This is a genomic window from Nocardia sp. NPDC050435 (assembly GCF_040655395.1).
GTDB lineage: Bacteria > Actinomycetota > Actinomycetes > Mycobacteriales > Mycobacteriaceae > Nocardia.
The window spans coordinates 243,780-262,706 of the sequence record NZ_JBFAJW010000009.1; the positions used below are offsets into that span (position 1 = coordinate 243,780).

An 18,927-nucleotide genomic window follows, 5' to 3' on the forward strand; every position below is an offset into this window, starting at 1 on the left:
GGGTAGTTGTTCGCTTCCGCCGCCCAGGCTCCGGGGTCAATACGATGGGCGGCATGCGCATAGCCCACTTCGGCCACTCGTGTCTCCTCGTCGAGCTGCACGGCAAGAAGGTGCTGTTCGATCCCGGCACCTTCGCCCACGGCTTCGAAGGTCTCACCGGTCTGGACGCGATCGCGGTCACCCACCAGCATCCCGATCACCTCGACCCGGCGCGCATCGACGCGCTGATCGAGGCCAACCCCGGCGCCCGCCTGTTCGCCGACCCGCAGACCGCCCGGCAGCGCGGCGGCAAGTGGGAGGCGGTGCACGCGGGCAATGTCGTGCAGTTCGACGAGCTGCGGATCACCGGGGGCGGCGGGCGGCACGCGGTCATCCACCCGGACATCCCGGTCATCGACAACACCGTCTTCCAGCTCGGCACCGCCGAGGATCCGGCGGAGCTGGTGCACCCCGGCGATTCGCTGTGGGTGCCGCCGGTGCCGGTCGGCGTGCTCGCGATCCCGGCGGCCGCGCCGTGGATGCGGGTCAGCGAGGCCGTCGACTACCTGCGCGCGGTCGCGCCGCGCACCGCCGTTCCCATCCACTACGGCATCATCGAGCCGCAGGCCCAGGGCATCTATTTCGGCCGGCTGGCCGAAATGGGCCCGGAGGCAACCGAATTCACGGTGCTGACCACCGAGGAGCAGCGCGAGTTCTAGCGCGCGGCGTAGCCGGTCAGGAACAGCGCCTCGGCCAGGGCCATCTTCTCGATCTCGTTCGGATCCACGCTCTCGTTGGGGGCGTGGATCAGGCACTTGGGTTCCTCCACGCCGAGCAGCATGATCTCCGCGTCCGGGTAGGTGTCGGCGAAGACGTTGCACAGCGGGATCGAACCGCCCTGCCCCTGGGTGGTGGCCGCCTTGCCGTAGGCCGCGGCGAGCGCGGCCTCCATGGCGGTGCGCGCCGGGCCGCCCCGGACCGAGCGGAAGGGGGCGCCGACGGCCTCGGTCTCGACGGTCAGCCGCGCGTGCCACGGCGTATTGGCGTGCAGGTGCGCGGTCAGCGCCCGCAGCGCGACCTTCGGATCGGTGCCGGGCGGGATGCGCAGATTGAGCCGCGCCCGCGCGGCGGGCTGGACGGCGGCCGCGGAGCCGACCACCGGCGGCGCGTCGATGCCCAGCACCGTCAAAGCCGGTCGGGCCCAGAGCATATCGGCGACCGCGCCCTCCCCCAGCAGATCGACCCCGTCCAGCACGCCCGCGTCGGCGCGGAACCGCTCGGCCGGGTACTGCACGCCCGGCCAGCGCTGATCGTTGGACAGGCCGTCCACGGTGGTGTTGCCGTGCTCGTCGCGCAGGGTGGACAGCAGCTGGATCAGCGCGGCCAGGCCGTCCGGGGCCGCGCCGCCGAACATGCCCGAATGCAGCGGTCCGGCAAGGGTTTCCACGGTGACAACGACATTCACGGTGCCGCGCAGGGTTTCGGTGAAGGTGGGGACGCCGACGGCGAAGTTGCCGCAGTCGCCCACCACGATCGCGTCGGCGCGCAGCAGGTCCGGATGGGCTTCCACGAAACGCTCCAGGCCACCGGTGCCCTGCTCCTCCGAGCCCTCCGACACCAGCGTGATGCCCAGCGGGAGTTCGGGATCGATGGCGCGCAGCGCCGTCAGGTGCATGACGATGTTGCCCTTGCAGTCGGCGCTGCCGCGGCCGTACCAGCGGCCGTTCTTCTCGGTCAGCTCCCACACCGGCGTCCGCCACGCGGCGTCGTCGAGCGGCGGTTGCACGTCGTAGTGGCAGTACAGCAGGACCGTCGGGGCGCCGGGCGGCGCGGGCCGGGACGCGATGACCGCCTTGCTGCCGTCCGGTGTTTCGTGCAGACCCACCTTGGACAGGCCGACCGAGGCGAAAGCGTCGGCCACCCACTGCGCGGTGCGCTCGCACTCCTCCGGCGGGAACTGGCGCGGGTCGGCCACCGATTTGAACGCGACCAGCTGAGTCAGATCCTTTTTCGCCTGCGGCATCAAAGCGGCTATGCGCGTGCGGAATTCGGCGGTCTGCGGCCCCTCGGCGGTCATGCCGGTATCTCCTGTGGTTGTCCGGGATTGCCAACGCTGCTCGCCTGACAATACTCAGGGCACGGTCGGACCGCGCGACCTCCCACCACAGACAGCAACGAATCCGCTACCGCACGCCGCCGCCCGTACACGCCATTCACGGGCGGCGGCGCCTGCCGGCGCATCCACCGGGCAACACACCCGGCCGCATCACCGACCCCGCCGCACCTCGGCGGCGACTAGGCCGCTCGAGCCGCGGTGAACGGCTCCCAGCGGTAGACCTCACTGCGCGCGCCGTGGAGCAGCGCCAGATCCACGGCGTCCAGCAGCGCCTGGCGCGGGCCGGATCGCTGCAACTGTGCCGCCGAGACGGCGAGGCGCACGACACCCCCACGCCGAGCCGTGCGGGCCGCACCCAAAACCAGGGCACGGCACCACCACGGCTCGGCGCGGAACCCCTCACCGATCCCGTAAACACGGGTCTTCTGCGCGGCGTTGCGTTCCAGATCCAGGATCGAGGTCAGCCCCAGGGCCAGCCGGAATCCGACATCGGGCAGTGCCGCGATCGCGCCGTGCGAGGCGTCCCAGCGCGGCGCCGCGAACAGCCGCGTGCGCAACTCCACCTGCTCCATCACCCGGTCCGCCGCCGTGAGCCGCAGCCGGGCCTCGTGCCGGGGCAGCGTCGCGAACTCGGCCCGCCGCCGCTTGGTCGCCGCCTGGTCGTAGCCGTGCAGCACGATGGCGTCGCCGCGGGCCCGCCGCCCGCGCAGCCACGCCTGCGTCGCCGGGTCGGCCGCCAGGCGATAGCCGCCCTTCAACCGGGGCGCGACCAGCAGGGACAGCCGGACCTCGCGCTGATCCATCTCGGCGGCGAATTCGATCGCGGCGTCCCGCGTGGTCTCGCGGATACCGGAGACGGATACGAGGAGCTCAGCGTTCATGAAACTACGGTGTCAGGCGGACATGTACACCGCGTGCAGGACACGTGTCCAGGCGAAGAACAGCCTCGAACGGCTGCGCGGCCCCGGCCGCCCGGCCCGCCCGGCTAGGCTCGCGGAGGTGAGAACAGCATTGTTGAGCGCATTGATCACGCCATGGGTACTGATCGCGCCGGGGGCGGCACTGGCTGATCCCGGCGATCCACCACCCATCTTCACCCAGCAGGAAAGGTGTGAAGCCGCACAGGCTTTCGCGAACAAGGTCCGCGCCGAGCGGCCCGACGCCACACCGCAGCAGATCGCCGACGTCTACATCGCGATCCTGGACAGCAAGGGCGCCTACCGGGGCATCGAGCACATCCGCGAGCAGAACCGGCAGCAGATGCTCGACGACATCCAGAACTGCGGCATCTGACCACCGGGATCCCGGCCCGTCCGGGCCGGGATCACCAGGGGCACAGCGCTATTCGCCCGACAAGCCGACGGTGTCGAGCAGCCAGGCGAACTCGAAGGCGATTTCCTTCCACTTCTCGTAACGGCCGCTGACGCCGCCGTGGCCCGCGCTCATCTCCGTCTTGAGCAGCAGCTGGGAATCACCGGTCTTGGTGTCGCGCAGCTTCGCCACCCACTTGGCGGGCTCGACGTAGAGCACGCGGGTGTCGTTGAGGCCCGTGATCGCCAGGATCGCCGGGTAGTCCTTGGCGGCCACGTTCTCGTACGGCGAGTACGACTTGATGTACTCGTAGACTTCCTTGTCCGCCACCGGGTTTCCCCACTCGTCCCACTCGATCACGGTGAGCGGCAGATCCTCGTCCAGGATCGAGGTGAGCGGGTCGACGAACGGGACGCTGGTCAGGATGCCCCGGAACAGCTCCGGCGCCATGTTCGCCACCGCGCCCATCAGCAGACCGCCGGCGCTGCCGCCGTCGGCCACCATCCGGTCCGCGGCCGTGACGCCCGTGTCGATGAGATGCCGTGCGCAGTCGATGAAATCGGTGAAGGTGTTCTTCTTCGACAGCAGCTTGCCCTGCTCGTACCAGAGCCGGCCCATCTCGCCGCCGCCGCGCACGTGCGCGACCGCGTACACCATGCCGCGTTCCAGCAGCGAGAGCCGGGCCACCGAGAAGTACGGATCGATCGGCGACTCGTAGGACCCGTAACCGTAGAGCAGCAACGGTTTCGGGCCCTCGGCCACCGCGTCCTTCTTCCAGACCAGCGAGATCGGGATCCGGGTGCCGTCGCCCGCGATCGCCCAATCTCGTTGCTGGACATACTCATCCGGGTCGTACCCGCCCAGCACCGGCGCCTCCTTGCGCAGCAGCAGCGCACCGGTGGCGGGGACGTAGTCGTAGATCCGCATCGGGGTGAGGAACGAGGTGAGCCCGATCCGCAGCGTCGGCTGCTCCCACTCCGGGCTCGAACCCGCGCCCGCGGAGAACAACTCCAGGTCGAAGTCCAGCTCCCGGCGCTCGCCGTAGCCGCTCTCGGTCAGCGGCCACACCGCCACTCGGGGCAGCGCCTCCCGGCGGTAGCTCAGGACCAGGTAGTCGCGGAACGCGTCGATGTCCTCCAGGCGGACGTCGTCGCTGTGCCCGATCAGCTGGGTCATCCGCGACGGATCGGCGACGGGGGCCTCGCACAGCACGAAGTTCTCCGCCTTCACCCCGTCGACGACGTCGTTGTGCAGGATCAGGAAGCGGTCCTCGCCGCCGATCACCGCGTGCTCGACGGAGTACTCGACGCCCTCGCGGCGCGGCAGGATGACCTGGAACTCCCCCTCCGGCGTCGCGGAGTCCAGCAGCCACTGCTCACTGGTGATCTTCGAATGCAGCCCGATGATCAGGTACTTCTCCGAGCGGGTGGTGCTGATGCCGACCCAGTACCGCTCGTCCGGCTCGTGGAAGACCTTGACGTCCTCGGCCCGCTCGGTGCCGAGCCGGTGCCGCCATACGGTGTCGGGCCGCCAAGCCTCATTGACGGTCTGATAAAAGACGTGGGTGCCGTCGTGCGACCAGGTCGCGCCGCCCGTGGTGCCGACGATCTCGTCGGGCAGCAACTCCCCGGTGCGCAGATCCTTGAACCGCAGCGTGTAGCGCTCGTCGCCGAGGACGTCGAACGAGTAGGCCAGCAACTGGCCGTCGCGGCTGGGCGCGACGGTGCCGATGGAGATGAATTCGTGGCCCTCGGCCAGCGCGTTCACATCGAGCAGCACCTCCTCGCCCGGGATCTCGGCGCCCACCTCGAGCTGCGGCGGCGTCCACGCGTCGATGCCCACGGCCTCGGCATCGATCGGGCACCGGCAGCTGGCGCCGTACTGTTTGCCCTCGAAACTGCGCGAGTAGTACCAGTAGTCGCCGATCCGGAGGGGCACGGACAGGTCCGTTTCCTGGGTGCGCGACTTGATCTCGTCGAAGATCTTTTCCCGCAGCCCCCGCAGGTGTGCGGTCTGTGCCTCGGTGTAGGCGTTCTCGGCCGCCAGGTGGGCCAGCACCTCCGGATCCTGCTTCTCGCGCAGCCACTCGTACTCGTCGATGAAGACGTCCCCGTGGTGCTCGCGCTCGACCGGCACCTTCTTGGCGACCGGCGCCGCCACCACACTCTCGACAGACATGGGTCCCACCCTAACGTTCCGGGGCCCGAGACCTCGGGTGATGCGCCTGACGCACTACCGCGAACGCCGGTACGCTCGCGGCCATGCGCTCCACCCTGGCCGCTCGGGTCGCGGCCGCCGCGGCGATCTGCCTGTCGCTCACCGGAATCGGGGCCGCCGGCCCGGCCACCGCCTGCGCCTGCGGCGGCGTGGCCCTGCCCGTGAACGCCGCGGCCACCGCCTCGGTCGACCACGAGGTGGCGCTGCTGCACTGGGACGGGCGGCTGGAGACGATCGTCATGCAGCTCGCGCTGCGAACAGGCACCGAGGATGCCGCCCTGATCGTGCCCACCCCCGCCCCGGCCCAGGTCTCGGCGGGCAGCGCGGGCACGTTCGCCGAGCTAGACGAGCTCACCGCACCGGAGGTGGTCACCGAACGGCGCTGGTTCGCGTCCTCGGGCGAGGGCGCTACCGCGGGCGCGCCCGGCGCGCCCACCGTGGTGGATCAGGTCCGGCTCGGCCCGCTGGAGGCCACCACGCTCACCGGCGGCGAACTGGACGGTATCCGGAACTGGTTGCGCGACAACGGTTACGCACTGCGCCCGGAGGTCATCGCGACGCTGGAGCCGTATCTGCGCGAGGGCTGGTCGTTCGTCGCGCTGCGCCTGACCGGCGCCGCACCGCTGACCGGCCCGCTGGACCCGATCCGGCTGAGCTTCGCCGCCGACCGGCTCGTCTATCCGATGCGGATGTCCAGCGCGGCCGGCACCGCCCAGTACGTGCGGCTCTACGTGCTCGGCGAGCACCGCGTCGTGCGCGCCGATCCCGACGCGGCCGGTCAGGTCGTCTCGGTCGCGTTCGCGGGCCGGATCTTCGGCGCGCGGGACCCGGACCTGGCCCGGCTCAGCGCGAACGGCCACGATTACCTGACCGAGTTGTCCGTCGCGATCCGCACGCCCTCGGCCATCACCAGCGATTTCACCTTCACGGCCGCGCCCGCCGATACCGCGTTCCGCGAGCAGGTCCGGCGGCGCGAGGACGTCCTGCTGTTCGGCTCACCGGCGGGGCCGCAGCTCGTCGTCGGGGCGCTGCTGCTGGTGGTGGCGCTCGTGCTCGCCGTGCCGCTGGTACGCCGCGTCCGGCGCTAGAGCGCCCCGAGGGCGGGCCCGAGCGTGATCCACGAGGCGTGCAGGGTGTCCTGCCAGTAGGACCACGAGTGCGTGCCGGTCAGGCTGTGATCGATCCGGGCCGGGATGCCCAGGCCGCGCAGCCGCTGGTCGAAGGCCACGACGCAGGCGTTGACGCCCGCCTCGATCGGGCCGCCGAGCACCAGGTTCTCCGGCAGCTGCGGCTTGATCTCCAGCTCGTGCTGGCCGGGCAGGCCGGTGCCGGTGGACAGATAGATCGTCTTGCCGCGCAGGCCCTCGGCCAGCAGCGCGGGATCGTGCGCGGCCCAGTCCGGACTGCCGGGCGGACCCCACATGTTCACCGGGTTGCCGCCCCGGTTGGCCACCGAGAACATGATGGCCGCGGCGGCCAGGCCGGTGTCGGGGCAGGCGCTGTAACCGGCGACCGCGCGGTAGAGGTGCGGGTTGCGGGCGGCGAGGATGAACGCCGCGTTGCCGCCCATGGACAGCCCGCCGATGCCGTTCACGCCGTTGCCGTCGAAGCGCGCGTCGATCAGCGGCGGCAGCTCGGCGGTGAGGAAGGTTTCCCACCTGTAGCGGCCGAACTTCGGGTCGTCCTGCTGCCAGTCGGTGTAGTAGCTGGCCTGCCCGCCCACGGGCAGCACCACGTTGACCCGGCGGCCGGCGAAGAACGGCTCGGCGTCGGTGGCGTTGGTCCACGTGCTCTGCCCCACACCGGGATCCAGCCCGTCGAGCAGGTAGTAGGAGGGGCGCGGGCCGCCGTCGGCCGGATGCAGCACGTCCACCTGGATGACGCGGCCCATGGCCGGGGAATCGACGAAGACCGCCGAGCGGGTGGGGCCGCGCTCCTCGACGCGCACGATCTGCGCGGCGGCGGCGGGCGCGGGCTGGAGCAGCACCGGCCCGGCCACCCCGAAGGCGAGTAACAGCACAGCAACAGCAACTATCGCTCGGCGCACAGTCCACCTCCGTCACCGCATTCAGTTGCCTCCCAAGCTATCCCAACCGGGCATCCCGGGCAGCGGAAATGGATAATAGCATCCGCTCAGCAAACTATTCGGTACGATTCGGCGCCCCGGTGGCTACCGCGCCAGGGCGCCCCGGATCGAGCCCGCGAGATAATCCAGATCGGCCCGCTGCGGGGACGTCGGCCGCCCCCGCAGCCCGAATCCGTCGCCCGGAGTCCGGGGAATCACGTGCAGGTGCACATGGAAGACCTCCTGGCCCGCCGTCACCCCGTCCGCGAGAAAGAAGTTCACGCCGTCGCAGCCGACCTCGCTCTGGCGCAGCGCGGCGGCCAGCTGCTGCCCCACCTGGAACAGCTTGCCGCCGATCGCGGGATCCAGCTCGGCCAGACTGCGCGCCGCCACCTTGGGCACCACCAGCAGATGACCCGGGGTCATGGGACGGATGTCCAGGAAGGCCAGGACGTCGTCGTCCTCGTAGACCTTGCTCGCGGGCGCCCGCCCGGCGACGATGTCGGCGAAAATCGTGTACGGATTCACGCTGCGACCCTAGACCCGTGCGCGCGGCGCACGCACGGGTCTACAGGATCGGCGAGGGCGTGTAGCGCGCGCTCTCCGGGTTGGCCTCGACCAGTTTCGTCACCGCGGCGAGCACCTCGGAGACCTGCGCCTCGGCCGCGCCGATGAACGCGGACTTGTCGGCGAGCGCCGCGTCCAGGGCGGCGCGATCCAGCGGCATGCGGTCGTCGGCGGCCAGGCGATCCAGCAGATCCGGTTCCCGGCCCTGCTCGCGCATCGCCAGGGCGACGGCCACGGCGTGCTCCTTGATGACCTCGTGCGCCGTCTCCCGTCCGACGCCCGCGCGCACCGCGGCGATCAGGATCCGGGTGGTGGCCAGGAACGGCAGGTAGCGGTCCAGCTCGCGCGCCACCACGGCCGGGTAGGCGCCGAACTCGGCCAGCACGGTGAGGAAGGTTTCCATCATGCCGTCGATGGCGAAGAACGCGTCCGGCAGCGCGACGCGGCGCACCACCGAGCAGAACACGTCGCCCTCGTTCCACTGCGCGCCCGCGAGCTCGGCGGCCATGGAGCCGTAACCGCGCAGCACCACCTGCAAGCCGTTCACCCGTTCGCAGGAGCGGGTGTTCATCTTGTGCGGCATCGCCGAGCTGCCCACCTGGCCGGGCTGGAAGCCCTCGGTGACCAGCTCGTGGCCGGCCATCAGGCGGATGGTGTGCGCGAAGGAGGACGGGCCCGCGCCGAGTTGCACCAGCGCGGAGAGCACGTCGTGATCGAGCGAGCGGGGGTACACCTGGCCGACGCTGGTCAGCACGGTCGCGAAACCGAGGTGCCGGGCGACCTGCTGCTCCAGCGCGGACAGCTTGGCGGCATCACCGTCGAGCAGATCGAGCATGTCCTGGGCGGTGCCCATCGGACCCTTGATGCCGCGCAGCGGATAGCGATCGATCAGCTCGCGCACTCGCGCCAGCGCGATCAGCACCTCGTCCGCGGCGGAGGCGAACCGCTTGCCGAGGGTGGTGGCCTGCGCGGCGACGTTGTGCGAGCGCCCCGCCATCACCAGCGCCTGGTACTCGGCGGCCCGCTCGGCCAGGCGCGCGGCGACCGCCACGCCGTGCCCGTACACGTGCTCGAGCGAGAGCCGGATCTGCAGCTGCTCCACGTTCTCGGTGAGATCGCGGCTGGTCATGCCCTTGTGCACGTGCTCGTGCCCGGCCAGCGCGTTGAACTCCTCGATGCGCGCCTTCACGTCGTGGCGGGTGACCCGCTCCCGCTCGGCGATCGAGGCCAGGTCGACCTGGTCGACGACGCGCTCGTAATCGGCGACGACACCGGCCGGCACATCGATGCCGAGCTCGGACTGCGCCCGCAGCACCTCCAGCCACAACCGGCGCTCGAGCACGATCTTGTTCTCGGGCGACCAGAGGTGCACGAGCTCCGGGCTGGCGTACCGGGTGGCGAGGACGTTCGGGACAAGACTCACGTGTTACGAGTCTAATGCCCGGTACCTGTCCGCTTGCTGGGGCGTCGCGGGGGCGACGATATCGATGATCTCCAGCAGCGCGCCGCGCGCCATCCGCCGCGGTTCCGGGTCGAGTTCGGTGAGCGCCGCGACCACCGCGCCGTCCACCACCGCGACCAGCCGGCGCACCTGCTCGTGCCGGACCAGCCGGTCCGACCGGCGCAGCACGTCGCCGAGCAGCTCGTCCAGCTGGGCGCGCAGGCGCAGCTGCACCTCGCGCAGCTCCGGATGCCGCGCCGAGGCCACCGAGCGCTCGTAGCGGGCGATCAGCTGGCGCAGGCCGCTCTCCTCGTGCCCGTCGGCGCCCACCAGCACATCCAGCAGCAGATCGACCGTGGCCTCGGCGCCACGGCGGCGGTGCGAGACCTCGCCGACCCGGCGGCGCATCGCGTCCAACTCCGCGTTGCCGCTGAACTCGACCGCGCGTGCGATCAGGTCCTCCAGCGACTCGAAGTAGTACGTCGTCGACGCCAGCGGCAGATCGGCGCGCGTGGCTACCGATCTGTGCCGCACCGCATCGAATCCGCCTTCGAGTAACAACTCGGCGGCGGCCGCTACCAAAGCCTGGCGACGCCGTTCGCCTTTGGGGGTCGTCGCGGTTATCACCGTGCCATCGTGCCAGTCGTCATCGGTTCACCCGTGCGAAATCGTTAGAGGAGGAATCCCAGCCATCGATGTTTTACCGTATTCATCCCGGCTGGGTGTGGGTCTGGGCAAACTTGTTGCCCGGCACCGGACTTCAGCCACGCAGGTGGTGGCCGAGCCGCGTGAGGGCGGTCTCGATGTCGGCGGTCGCGCCCGCGAAAGAGAACCGGACGGTCCGGTGTCCGTTGACCGTGTCGAAGTCGATGCCCGGCGCCAGCGCCACGCCCGTGGCCGCCAGCACCTGCGCGCACCAGGCGCGGGAATCGTCGGTCAGGTGCCCGATATCGGCGTAGGCGTAGAACGCGCCGTCGGCCGGGGCCAGATCGGTGATACCGAGCGAGGTGAGCCCGTCCAGCAGCAGTTTGCGGTTGGTGGCGTAGCGCGAAACATGGCCGTCCAGTTCGGTTTTCGCCTCCGGCCCGAACGCGTGCAGCGCCGCGTACTGCGAGATCGCGGGCGGGCAGACGGTCATGTTCGAGGCCAGGCGTTGCAGGGCCGGGCGCAGATCGGCGGGGGCCAGCATCCAGCCCAGGCGCCAGCCCGTCATCGAGAAGTACTTGGAGACCGAGCCGATCACCACCGAATTACGGGAGGTCTCCCAGGCGGAGGAAGTCCCTTCGTCGCCGTAGGTGATGCCGTGATAGATCTCGTCCGAGATGAGCAGGGTGCCGTGCGCGTCGCACCAGCGGGCGATCGCGGCCAGCTCCTCCGGTTCGATCATGGTGCCGGTCGGGTTGGCCGGGCTGGCGATGATCAGGCCCTTGGGCGGCTCCGGCAGCGCCTCCAGCATCGCGACGGTCGGCTGGAACCTGGTGTCGGCGCGGCAGTCCAGCTCGACCACCCGGCAGCCCAGGGCGTTCAGGGTGTTCCGGTAGGCCGGGTAGCCCGGCCGGGCCACCACCACGGTGTCGCCCGCGTCGAACGCGGCCAGGAAGATCAGGGTGAACGCGCCCGAGGACCCGGTGGTCACCACCACGTCGTCGGGATCCACCGGGTAGCCGTAGCTCTCCCGGTGGTGTGCGGCGATCGCCGCGCGCAACGGCAGGATGCCGAAAGTCTCGGTGTAGCCCAGCAGTTCCGTGCCGATCGCCTGCTCGGTGGCGCGCAGCACCGGCGCCGGCGCCGGCGTCGAGGGCTGCCCCGCGGCGAGAACGAGCACGTCACCGTGGGTGCGGGCGCGTTCGGCGGCGGCCTTCCAGACATCCATCACGTAGAAGGTGGGAATGATCGACCGGCGAGATTCTCTGGGCACCCGAGAGACCGTAATCGCTCCGCGCCCACGACACCACGGGCTCGGACAACCTTTGTCCCACGCGCGACAAAGGCTAGGGTCGGCCTAATGCTTGACAGCGCCCGCCTAACCCGCCGCACCCCGTCGCCCGGCGCCCGCCGCGCGGGGCTCGACACGGTGCGCACGGTGGGTGGCATCGGCGTCGTCCCGCCCGATTGGCGCGCCCGGCTCCCCGAGCCCGCCCGGCCGAGAGCCTGGCTCGGCGGCCTCAGACGCCGCGCCGCGGAGCTATCCCGAAGACCACGCCCGGACCTGCGGCTGCTCTGGCACCAGCACAGACACCGCGACTACAGAGCCCTGCTCTACCGAAACCGCGTGCGACTGGCCGTCTTTCTCGCGGTGGCCTTGCTCGCCTCCGCCGACTCCGCCTTCGACTGGGGCGTCAGCGAACGCACGCCCGGCCCCAACGAGGCTCAGCGCGTCGCCTTCGCACACGAGCAACTGATCCAATCCACCGTGCCCTCGGTGAAGCGCTACCTCACCGCCATCGCCAACGGCGAACGCCTCCGCGAACAAGCCGTCGTCGCGGCCGCCGCCCGCGCCACCCTGGAGCGCGCCAAGGCCGAAGCCGCCGCGGCCGCCGCGGGCGAATACCAGCCCTGGATGTCGGCGAGCACTCCCCTTCCCCCCGGCTCGATCCTGCCCGGTCTCGGCGGCCTCGTCCTGCCCACCCGCGGCATTTTCACCTCCGGATTCGGTTCCCGCTGGGGCACCTTCCACAACGGCATCGACATCGCCGGACCGATCGGCACACCCATCTACGCCGTCGCCAACGGCACTGTCATCGACGCCGGGCCCGCCCAGGGCTTCGGCCTGTGGGTGCGCATCCGCCACGACGACGGCACCATCACCGTCTACGGGCACATGTACGACTTCTTCGTCTCCGTCGGCGAACGGGTCCCGGCCGGCATGCAGATCGCCCGCATGGGCAACCGTGGCGACTCCTCCGGACCGCACCTGCACTTCGAGGTCATCGCGCAGGGCCGGCACATCGACCCGCAGGCCTGGCTAGCCCAGCGCGGCCTCGGCTTCTAGACGCTGATCCGGTTCTCCACCGCGGCCAGGCCGATGTCGGTGCGGAAATGGCTGCCCGCGAGCTTGATTCCCGCGATCCGGGCGTAGGCGTTGGCGCGGGCCTCGGCCAGGTCGGCGCCACGCCCGACCACATTGAGGACGCGACCGCCGGCCGAGACCAGCGCGCCGTCCTCGCGCAGGGCCGTGCCGGCGTGCATCACGGCGGTGTTCTCGGCCGAGGCGCCGTCGCCGGCGCCGGTGATGACATCGCCCAGCCGCGGGCGGCCCGGGTAGTTCTCGGCGGCGATCACCACGGTGATCGCCGAACCGTCGCGCCAGCGCGGAGCGGCGACCTCGGCGAGCGTGCCGGTGGCGGTGGCGTTGAGCAGCTCGCCCAGCGGGCTGTCCAGCAGGGCCAGCACGGCCTGGGTCTCCGGATCGCCGAAGCGGCAATTGAACTCGACGACCGCGGGGCCCTCGGCGCCGATCGCCAGACCCGCGTAGAGCAGGCCGGAGAACGGGCAGCCGCGGCGCACCATCTCCGCGGCGACCGGCTCGACCACGTCCTCGACGATGGCGGTGACCGTCTGCTCGGGCAGCCACGGCAGCGGGGTATAGGCGCCCATGCCGCCGGTGTTCGGGCCGGTGTCGCCGTCGCCGACGCGCTTGTGGTCCTGGGCGGGCAGCAGCGGGACCACGGTCTCGCCGTCGACCAGGCAGAACAGTGAGACCTCGGGACCGTCCAGGAACGACTCCAGCAGCACCGGGTGGCCCTGCTCCAGCAGTTCGGCGCCGTGATCGCGGGCCGCCGAGCGGTCGGCGGTCACCACCACGCCCTTGCCCGCGGCCAGGCCGTCGTCCTTGACCACCCAGGTCGGGCCGAAGCGGTCCAGCGCGGCGTCGAGATCGGCCGGATTGTCCACGATCTCGCTGTGCGCGGTGCGGACGCCGGCCGCGGTCATCACGTCCTTGGCGAACGCCTTCGAGCCTTCGATGCGGGCGGCCTCGGCCGAGGGACCGAAGCAGGCGATGCCCGCCGCGCGCACCGCGTCGGCGACGCCCAGCACCAGCGGGACCTCGGGGCCGATCACGACCAGGTCGGCGCGCAGCTCACCGGCCAGCGCCGCCACCGCCTCCCCGGAGGACGGATCGATCGGGTGGTTCTGCGCGTGCTGCGCGGTGCCGGGGTTGCCCGGGGCCGCGAACAACGCGGTCACCGCGGGGTCCTTGCGCAGGGCAAGAACGAGAGCATGTTCACGGGCTCCGGAGCCGATCACGAGTACGCGCACGGCCAACAGCTTAAGTGGGCACACCGGCGGCGCACCAAGAGGATGATGGTTGAGGACGGGTGTGGATGAATTCACACCGCCTCCAACACATCTGAAGGATGTGGTTCGCCATGGGCCTGATCGACGGAATCATGGGCAATGCCGGTCGTCTCGATCCCGCCAAAGCGCAGCACGAGTATCAGCGGCTGTTCGGGCAGGACGAACAGATCTACGCCGCCTACCTCCTGGTCCGGGATGCGATCCTGTTCACGAACCGGCGGCTGGTGCTGGTCGACAAGCAGGGCGTGACCGGTCGCAAGGTGAGTTATCACAGCGTCCCGTACCGGGCCATCACGCATTTCTCGGTGGAGACCGCGGGCACCTTCGACCTGGACGCCGAGCTCGTCATCTGGATCGCGGGCACGGCCGAGCCGCTGCAGAAGCGGTTCAACCGCCAGGTCGACATCTACGAGGTCCAGGGCATCCTGTCGCACTTCGTGTCCGGGTGAGCCCGGATACGCTGCAAGACATGGCATCCGTCTTCAGCAAGATCATCGAAGGTGAGTTCCCCGGCCGATTCGTCTGGCAGGACGACGAATTCGTCGCCTTCCTGACCATCGCGCCGGTCACGCAGGGCCACACCCTGGTCGTTCCGCGCAAGGAGATCGACCAGTGGCAGGACGTCGACGGCGCGACCTTCGCCCGCCTCACCGGCGTCGCCCAGATCATCGGCCAGGCCGTCCGCCGCGCCTTCGACGCCCCCCGCGCCGGCCTGCTCATCGCCGGCCTCGAGGTCCCCCACCTGCACCTGCACGTCTTCCCCGCCTACGACATGGGCAACTTCGACATCTCCGGCGCCAACCCCGACCCCACCCCCGAATCCCTCGACGAAGCCCAGACCAAGATCAAACAGGCCCTCCGCGACCTCGGCCACACCACCAACGTCCCGGACTAGGCGTAGGAGGGCCAATCGGCGGTGCCGAGCGGGTGGTCCGGGAGACAGAGGAGCGGGATTTCGTCGCCGAACGCGAAATCCTCTTTTCCGTGCCAGCGGCGGGCCTGCCGGTCCGGACGCTGGTAACGGAGGATCAGCTTGTCGCGTGGGTCGACGAGCAGGTATTCCGGGACACCCGCCCAAGCGTATCGCTCGAGTTTGCCCATGTAGTCGCTGCGCCAGTTGCTTTCGGACACGATCTCGACCAGCAGGAGCGTCTCTCCCGCGATCGGTTTCGACCCCGGGGCGGGAGGGCCGTCGAGAACCGTCACGTCCGGGATCGGCTCGCGGCCGTCGGGCAGCACCACATCCTGGGTGGTGAGGCCCATCAGGCCGTGGGCACGGACGTGACCGACGATCTGCTGCTGGATCTCGTTGCGCTCCCAGCGAGCCGCGGCCAGCATGACGATCTGTTCGCCCATGGCTTCGATCCGGGATTCCGGCAGGACGCCCTCGCGCTGTAGCCGCGCCAGCGTCTCGGCGACCTCGTTCGGATCCCAGCTCATATCACGCGTCATGCCGTGTTCCGGCCTTTCGTGACTGTCGCGGACGTCGGTGCCGCCGAAATCGATAAGGGTGATCACCATTGGTGATCACCCTTTTCGCGGGAGCCCCCTGTCAGGATTGAACTGACGACCTTCGCTTTACAAGAGCGGTGCTCTACCACTGAGCTAAGGAGGCGGGTGCGAGCGGAAGCCATCATAGCGGGGCGCGCCGCCCGCGCGACACCGAGTTACGGTGCCGTGCACGGGCGGCGGCTCAGCTTGCGGCCCCGGCGCAGTATTCAGCTACCGCGGGTCAGGACTGGGCGCCCTGACGGGCCGCGTCATCGGCGGCCATCGCATCACGCAGGCTCTTCGGACGCATATCCGTCCAGTTCTTCTCCACGTATTCGACGCAGGCGGCCCGGCTGTCCTCGCCGAACACGACTCGCCAACCGGCCGGAACCTCGGCAAACGCCGGCCACAGGGAATGCTGTTCCTCATCGTTGACCAGAACGAAGAAGCGGCCGTCTTCGTCGTCGAAGGGGTTGGTGCTCAATTTCACCTCACTGGATACTGGCGCTGTGTACGGGATCGGCTCCTGGGCCCGTCCGGCGCCAGACTTGTGCGCAGCACAAGACATCGAGCGCCGGATGACTCCCCGAGCATGTGTCGACCCTAGCAAGGCAGACGTTACCTGTAGGGGGTTACCTCATGCCGCGAAAAAATCGAGCAGGATCTTGTTGACCGCCTCCGGTCGCTCCAGGTACCCGAAGTGCCCGGTATCGGGAATCTCCTGGTAGCGACCGCCCGGAATGATTTCGGCCACTTCGCGGGACAGGTACGGCGGGATCATCCGGTCGTCGGCGAACCCGATCGCCAGGCACGGAACGGTGATGCCGCGGTAGGCCTGCACCCGGTCGAAATCGTGGTCCATGCGGCGCTGGGCCCGGATCCCGGGCGGCACCGGCCCGCCGGTGAACTCGAACAGATCCAGCCAATCCCGGGCGGAGTTGGCGTTGGCCAGGGTGGCGGGCGACAGGTTCATCACCGCGGTCAGCGCGGCCTCGTACTTGGCGGGCAACTGCACCCCGCTCGCGTCGAGTTCGTGCTCGCCGAGCGAGAGCGTCTTCTGGAACTGGTCGAGCCGCCCGTGCCCGGCCATGAACACGGCTTTGCGGACCAGCTCGGGGCGGGCCAGCGCCAGTTCCTGGGCCACCCGCGCGCCCATCGAGGTGCCCACGACCAGCGCCGGGCCCTCGTCCAGCAGTTCGATCAGGGCGGCGGTGTCGGCGACCAGTTCGTCGATCGTCATGCCGCCGGCGGCCTCGAAAGTGGGTGCGATGCCGCGGTTGTCGAACGTGCAGACCCGGTATCCGGCGGCCACCAGCGCCGGCACCTGGTGTAGCTCCCAGACTCGGCCGGGGCTGCCGGTGCCCATGATCATCACGACCAGCGGACCACCCCCCTTGGCGTCGGTGCCCTTGGCCCGGTCACCCTTGACCTGGTAGTTGAGGGGAATTCCGTTTACCGTGGCCAGCGGCATTGTCGACCCTTTCGTGGAGTTTGATGCTGGCCCCCACGGTATAGGGACCCGCGAACGGACGCCGAGGCCATATACCATTGACTATTCGCACGCACGAGCGTAATGAGCCGGGAGGAAACGATATGGCCGCGAAGGGTAGCGCGAACGACATCGCGGACGACGACCTGGAACCACTTGCCGACGAAACCGCACGTCAGGCCCAGCGCGTTGTCGCGGCCTACGCCGAGGACGCCGACGAGTGCCGGATGCTGCTGTCGATGCTCGGCATCGGTCCCAGCGCGCGGGGCGAATAACAGACTGGGCGGGCGGGTAACTCCGCACCACCGTTCGACGACAACGGCGCCGTCGATTTCGACCCCTGGCGACACCCACACGGGAAACCACGACGCGCGAAGGATGCGTGAATGGACCAGATGACCGACCAGCCGTCCGCCGACACCGAGCCCGCCCAGGCGGCGCCCGCAGACTCCGAATCAGGTCCGATCGAGGGTGGTGCGGGTTCCGGCTTCGTCGTCGTCGCCAACCGGCTGCCGGTCGACCTGGAGCGACTACCCAACGGCAGCACCCGCTGGAAGCGCAGTCCGGGCGGCCTGGTCACAGCCCTGGAGCCGGTGCTCCGGATGAACAAGGGCGCCTGGGTCGGCTGGGCGGGCGTCCCCGACGTCGAAGTCGACCCGATCATCGAGGACGGGCTGGAACTGCACCCGGTCCCGCTGAGCTCGCAGGAAGTCGCCGACTACTACGAGGGCTTCTCCAACGGCACCCTGTGGCCGCTCTATCACGACGTGATCGTGCGCCCCACCTACGACCGCACCTGGTGGGCCGCCTACGTCAACGTGAACCGTCGCTTCGCCGAGGCCGCCGCGAAGGTGGCCGCCGAGGGCGCGACGGTCTGGGTGCAGGATTACCAGCTGCAACTGGTGCCGAAGATGCTGCGCATGCTGCGGCCCGATCTCACCATCGGCTTCTTCCTGCACATCCCGTTCCCGCCGGTCGAGCTGTTCATGCAGATGCCCTGGCGCACCGAGATCATCGAGGGTCTGCTCGGAGCCGATCTGATCGGCTTCCACCTGCCCGGTGGCGCGCAGAACTTCCTGTACCTGGCGCGCCGGCTGGCGGGCCAGCCGACCTCGCGCGGCAATGTCGGCGTGCGCTCCAAGCTGGGCGTGGTGCAGGTCGGTTTCCGCACCGTGCGGGTCGGCGCGTTCCCGATCTCGATCGCCTCGGCCGAGCTGGACGAGCTGTCCCGGCGCAAGTCGGTGCGCGACCGGGCCGCGAAAATCCGTGCGGAACTGGGCAATCCGAAGCACATCCTGCTCGGCGTGGACCGGCTGGATTACACCAAGGGCATCGACATCCGGCTCAACGCGCTGGAGGAACTGCTCGTCGAGGGCCGGATCGACCCGGCCGACACCGTCATGGTGCAGCTGGCCACCCCGAGCCGCGAGCGCGTCGAGTCCTACATCCAGATGCGCGGCGACATCGAACGCCAGGTGGGCCGGATCAACGGCGAGTTCGCCGAGGTCGGGCACCCGGTCGTGCACTATCTGCACCGGCCGATCGCGCGCGAGGAGCTGGTCGCGTTCTTCGTGGCCGCCGACGTCATGCTGGTGACCCCGCTGCGCGACGGCATGAACCTGGTCGCCAAGGAGTACGTGGCCTGCCACAGCGGCCTCAACGGCGCCCTGGTGCTGAGCGAATTCACCGGCGCGGCAGCGGAATTGCGCCAGTCCTACCTGTGCAACCCGCACGACCTGGACAGCGTGAAGGACGCCATCGTCTCCTCCATCGAGGACGAGCGCGACACCAAGCGCCGCCGGATGCGCTCGCTGCGCCGCCAGGTGCTCGCCCACGACGTGGACCGCTGGGCGCGCTCGTTCCTGGAGGCGCTGGCCCAGGACCAGGTCGCGGGCAGCGCGCTGCTCACCGACGACGACGTCTACCCGGAGGAGCGCTCGCCGCGGCGCTAG

The 18,927-nt window shown here is 69.9% G+C and carries 20 protein-coding genes and 1 tRNA gene; 8 read left to right on the forward strand and 13 right to left on the reverse strand.

The features are described from left to right. Positions 1-53 precede the first annotated feature (53 nt). Positions 54-698: an MBL fold metallo-hydrolase gene (locus AB0I43_RS27000; protein ID WP_356974957.1), complete on the forward strand. Its 645-nt coding sequence runs from the start codon at positions 54-56 to the stop codon at positions 696-698. Here AB0I43_RS27000 and AB0I43_RS27005 read toward each other — a convergent pair. Both AB0I43_RS27005 and AB0I43_RS27010 read right to left on the reverse strand, forming a co-directional pair. Continuing rightward, positions 695-2,056, reverse strand: a complete 1,362-nt coding sequence (locus AB0I43_RS27005; RefSeq protein WP_357432791.1) for a dipeptidase — start codon at positions 2,054-2,056, stop codon at positions 695-697. The two genes, AB0I43_RS27000 and AB0I43_RS27005, sit on opposite strands and share 4 nt — an antisense overlap. Before the next feature lie 218 nt (positions 2,057-2,274). Then, on the reverse strand, positions 2,275-2,976 hold the full coding sequence (locus tag AB0I43_RS27010; protein WP_357432792.1) for a DUF2334 domain-containing protein: 702 nt from the start codon (positions 2,974-2,976) through the stop codon (positions 2,275-2,277). Positions 2,977-3,094: 118 nt separating this feature from the next. Between AB0I43_RS27010 and AB0I43_RS27015 the strand changes: the two genes are divergently transcribed. Beyond that, on the forward strand, positions 3,095-3,388 hold the full coding sequence (locus AB0I43_RS27015) for a hypothetical protein (RefSeq protein ID WP_356974952.1): 294 nt from the start codon (positions 3,095-3,097) through the stop codon (positions 3,386-3,388). A gap of 48 nt (positions 3,389-3,436) precedes the next feature. On the opposite strand, the gene AB0I43_RS27020 is transcribed toward AB0I43_RS27015, so the two are convergent. Beyond that, the gene (locus AB0I43_RS27020) at positions 3,437-5,584 is read right to left on the reverse strand and encodes a S9 family peptidase (protein WP_357432793.1); all 2,148 of its coding nucleotides are present in this window, start codon (positions 5,582-5,584) and stop codon (positions 3,437-3,439) included. An 83-nt stretch (positions 5,585-5,667) separates the two neighbouring features. Here AB0I43_RS27020 and AB0I43_RS27025 point away from each other — a divergent pair, with 83 nt between their 5' ends. Next, positions 5,668-6,711: a DUF2330 domain-containing protein gene (locus AB0I43_RS27025; RefSeq protein ID WP_357432794.1), complete on the forward strand. Its 1,044-nt coding sequence runs from the start codon at positions 5,668-5,670 to the stop codon at positions 6,709-6,711. Here AB0I43_RS27025 and AB0I43_RS27030 read toward each other — a convergent pair. The 5 genes from AB0I43_RS27030 to AB0I43_RS27050 form a co-directional block, all read right to left on the reverse strand. After that, entirely contained in the window at positions 6,708-7,643 is a 936-nt protein-coding gene (locus AB0I43_RS27030) for an alpha/beta hydrolase family protein (protein WP_356974947.1), read from the reverse strand. The genes AB0I43_RS27025 and AB0I43_RS27030 overlap by 4 nt on opposite strands. Before the next feature lie 150 nt (positions 7,644-7,793). Continuing rightward, positions 7,794-8,216: an HIT family protein gene (locus AB0I43_RS27035; RefSeq protein ID WP_356974945.1), complete on the reverse strand. Its 423-nt coding sequence runs from the start codon at positions 8,214-8,216 to the stop codon at positions 7,794-7,796. Positions 8,217-8,256: 40 nt separating this feature from the next. Further along, the gene (gene purB / locus AB0I43_RS27040; RefSeq protein WP_356974944.1) at positions 8,257-9,678 is read right to left on the reverse strand and encodes an adenylosuccinate lyase; all 1,422 of its coding nucleotides are present in this window, start codon (positions 9,676-9,678) and stop codon (positions 8,257-8,259) included. A gap of 3 nt (positions 9,679-9,681) precedes the next feature. Further along, positions 9,682-10,323: a TetR family transcriptional regulator gene (locus AB0I43_RS27045; protein ID WP_356974942.1), complete on the reverse strand. Its 642-nt coding sequence runs from the start codon at positions 10,321-10,323 to the stop codon at positions 9,682-9,684. A gap of 133 nt (positions 10,324-10,456) precedes the next feature. Next, positions 10,457-11,614: a pyridoxal phosphate-dependent aminotransferase gene (locus tag AB0I43_RS27050; RefSeq protein ID WP_357432795.1), complete on the reverse strand. Its 1,158-nt coding sequence runs from the start codon at positions 11,612-11,614 to the stop codon at positions 10,457-10,459. Between the two features lie 87 nt (positions 11,615-11,701). Between AB0I43_RS27050 and AB0I43_RS27055 the strand changes: the two genes are divergently transcribed. Continuing rightward, positions 11,702-12,688, forward strand: coding sequence for a M23 family metallopeptidase (locus AB0I43_RS27055; RefSeq protein ID WP_357432796.1), 987 nt, complete (start codon positions 11,702-11,704; stop codon positions 12,686-12,688). On the opposite strand, the gene purD is transcribed toward AB0I43_RS27055, so the two are convergent. Continuing rightward, the gene (gene purD, locus AB0I43_RS27060; RefSeq protein WP_357432797.1) at positions 12,685-13,956 is read right to left on the reverse strand and encodes a phosphoribosylamine--glycine ligase; all 1,272 of its coding nucleotides are present in this window, start codon (positions 13,954-13,956) and stop codon (positions 12,685-12,687) included. The genes AB0I43_RS27055 and purD overlap by 4 nt on opposite strands. Positions 13,957-14,066: 110 nt before the next feature. Here purD and AB0I43_RS27065 point away from each other — a divergent pair, with 110 nt between their 5' ends. Next, positions 14,067-14,444: a PH domain-containing protein gene (locus tag AB0I43_RS27065; RefSeq protein ID WP_356974934.1), complete on the forward strand. Its 378-nt coding sequence runs from the start codon at positions 14,067-14,069 to the stop codon at positions 14,442-14,444. Positions 14,445-14,464: 20 nt separating this feature from the next. Next, on the forward strand, positions 14,465-14,890 hold the full coding sequence (locus AB0I43_RS27070; protein WP_356974932.1) for an HIT family protein: 426 nt from the start codon (positions 14,465-14,467) through the stop codon (positions 14,888-14,890). Here AB0I43_RS27070 and AB0I43_RS27075 read toward each other — a convergent pair. From AB0I43_RS27075 to AB0I43_RS27090, 4 genes are all read right to left on the reverse strand, one after another. Beyond that, positions 14,887-15,516 (reverse strand): Uma2 family endonuclease, encoded by a 630-nt coding sequence (locus AB0I43_RS27075; RefSeq protein WP_357432798.1) that lies wholly within the window; start codon positions 15,514-15,516, stop codon positions 14,887-14,889. The two genes, AB0I43_RS27070 and AB0I43_RS27075, sit on opposite strands and share 4 nt — an antisense overlap. A gap of 22 nt (positions 15,517-15,538) precedes the next feature. Further along, a tRNA-Thr gene (locus tag AB0I43_RS27080) sits at positions 15,539-15,610 on the reverse strand. Between the two features lie 117 nt (positions 15,611-15,727). Then, positions 15,728-15,970, reverse strand: a complete 243-nt coding sequence (locus AB0I43_RS27085) for an MbtH family protein (protein ID WP_011207082.1) — start codon at positions 15,968-15,970, stop codon at positions 15,728-15,730. A gap of 153 nt (positions 15,971-16,123) precedes the next feature. Continuing rightward, positions 16,124-16,957, reverse strand: coding sequence for an alpha/beta hydrolase (locus AB0I43_RS27090; RefSeq protein WP_356974929.1), 834 nt, complete (start codon positions 16,955-16,957; stop codon positions 16,124-16,126). A 122-nt stretch (positions 16,958-17,079) separates the two neighbouring features. Here AB0I43_RS27090 and AB0I43_RS27095 point away from each other — a divergent pair, with 122 nt between their 5' ends. Together AB0I43_RS27095 and AB0I43_RS27100 are read left to right on the forward strand one after the other, a co-directional pair. Then, complete coding sequence (locus tag AB0I43_RS27095) at positions 17,080-17,250, forward strand: hypothetical protein (protein ID WP_169333842.1); 171 nt, start codon at positions 17,080-17,082, stop codon at positions 17,248-17,250. 111 nt (positions 17,251-17,361) lie between these two features. Next, entirely contained in the window at positions 17,362-18,927 is a 1,566-nt protein-coding gene (locus AB0I43_RS27100) for a trehalose-6-phosphate synthase (protein ID WP_356974927.1), read from the forward strand.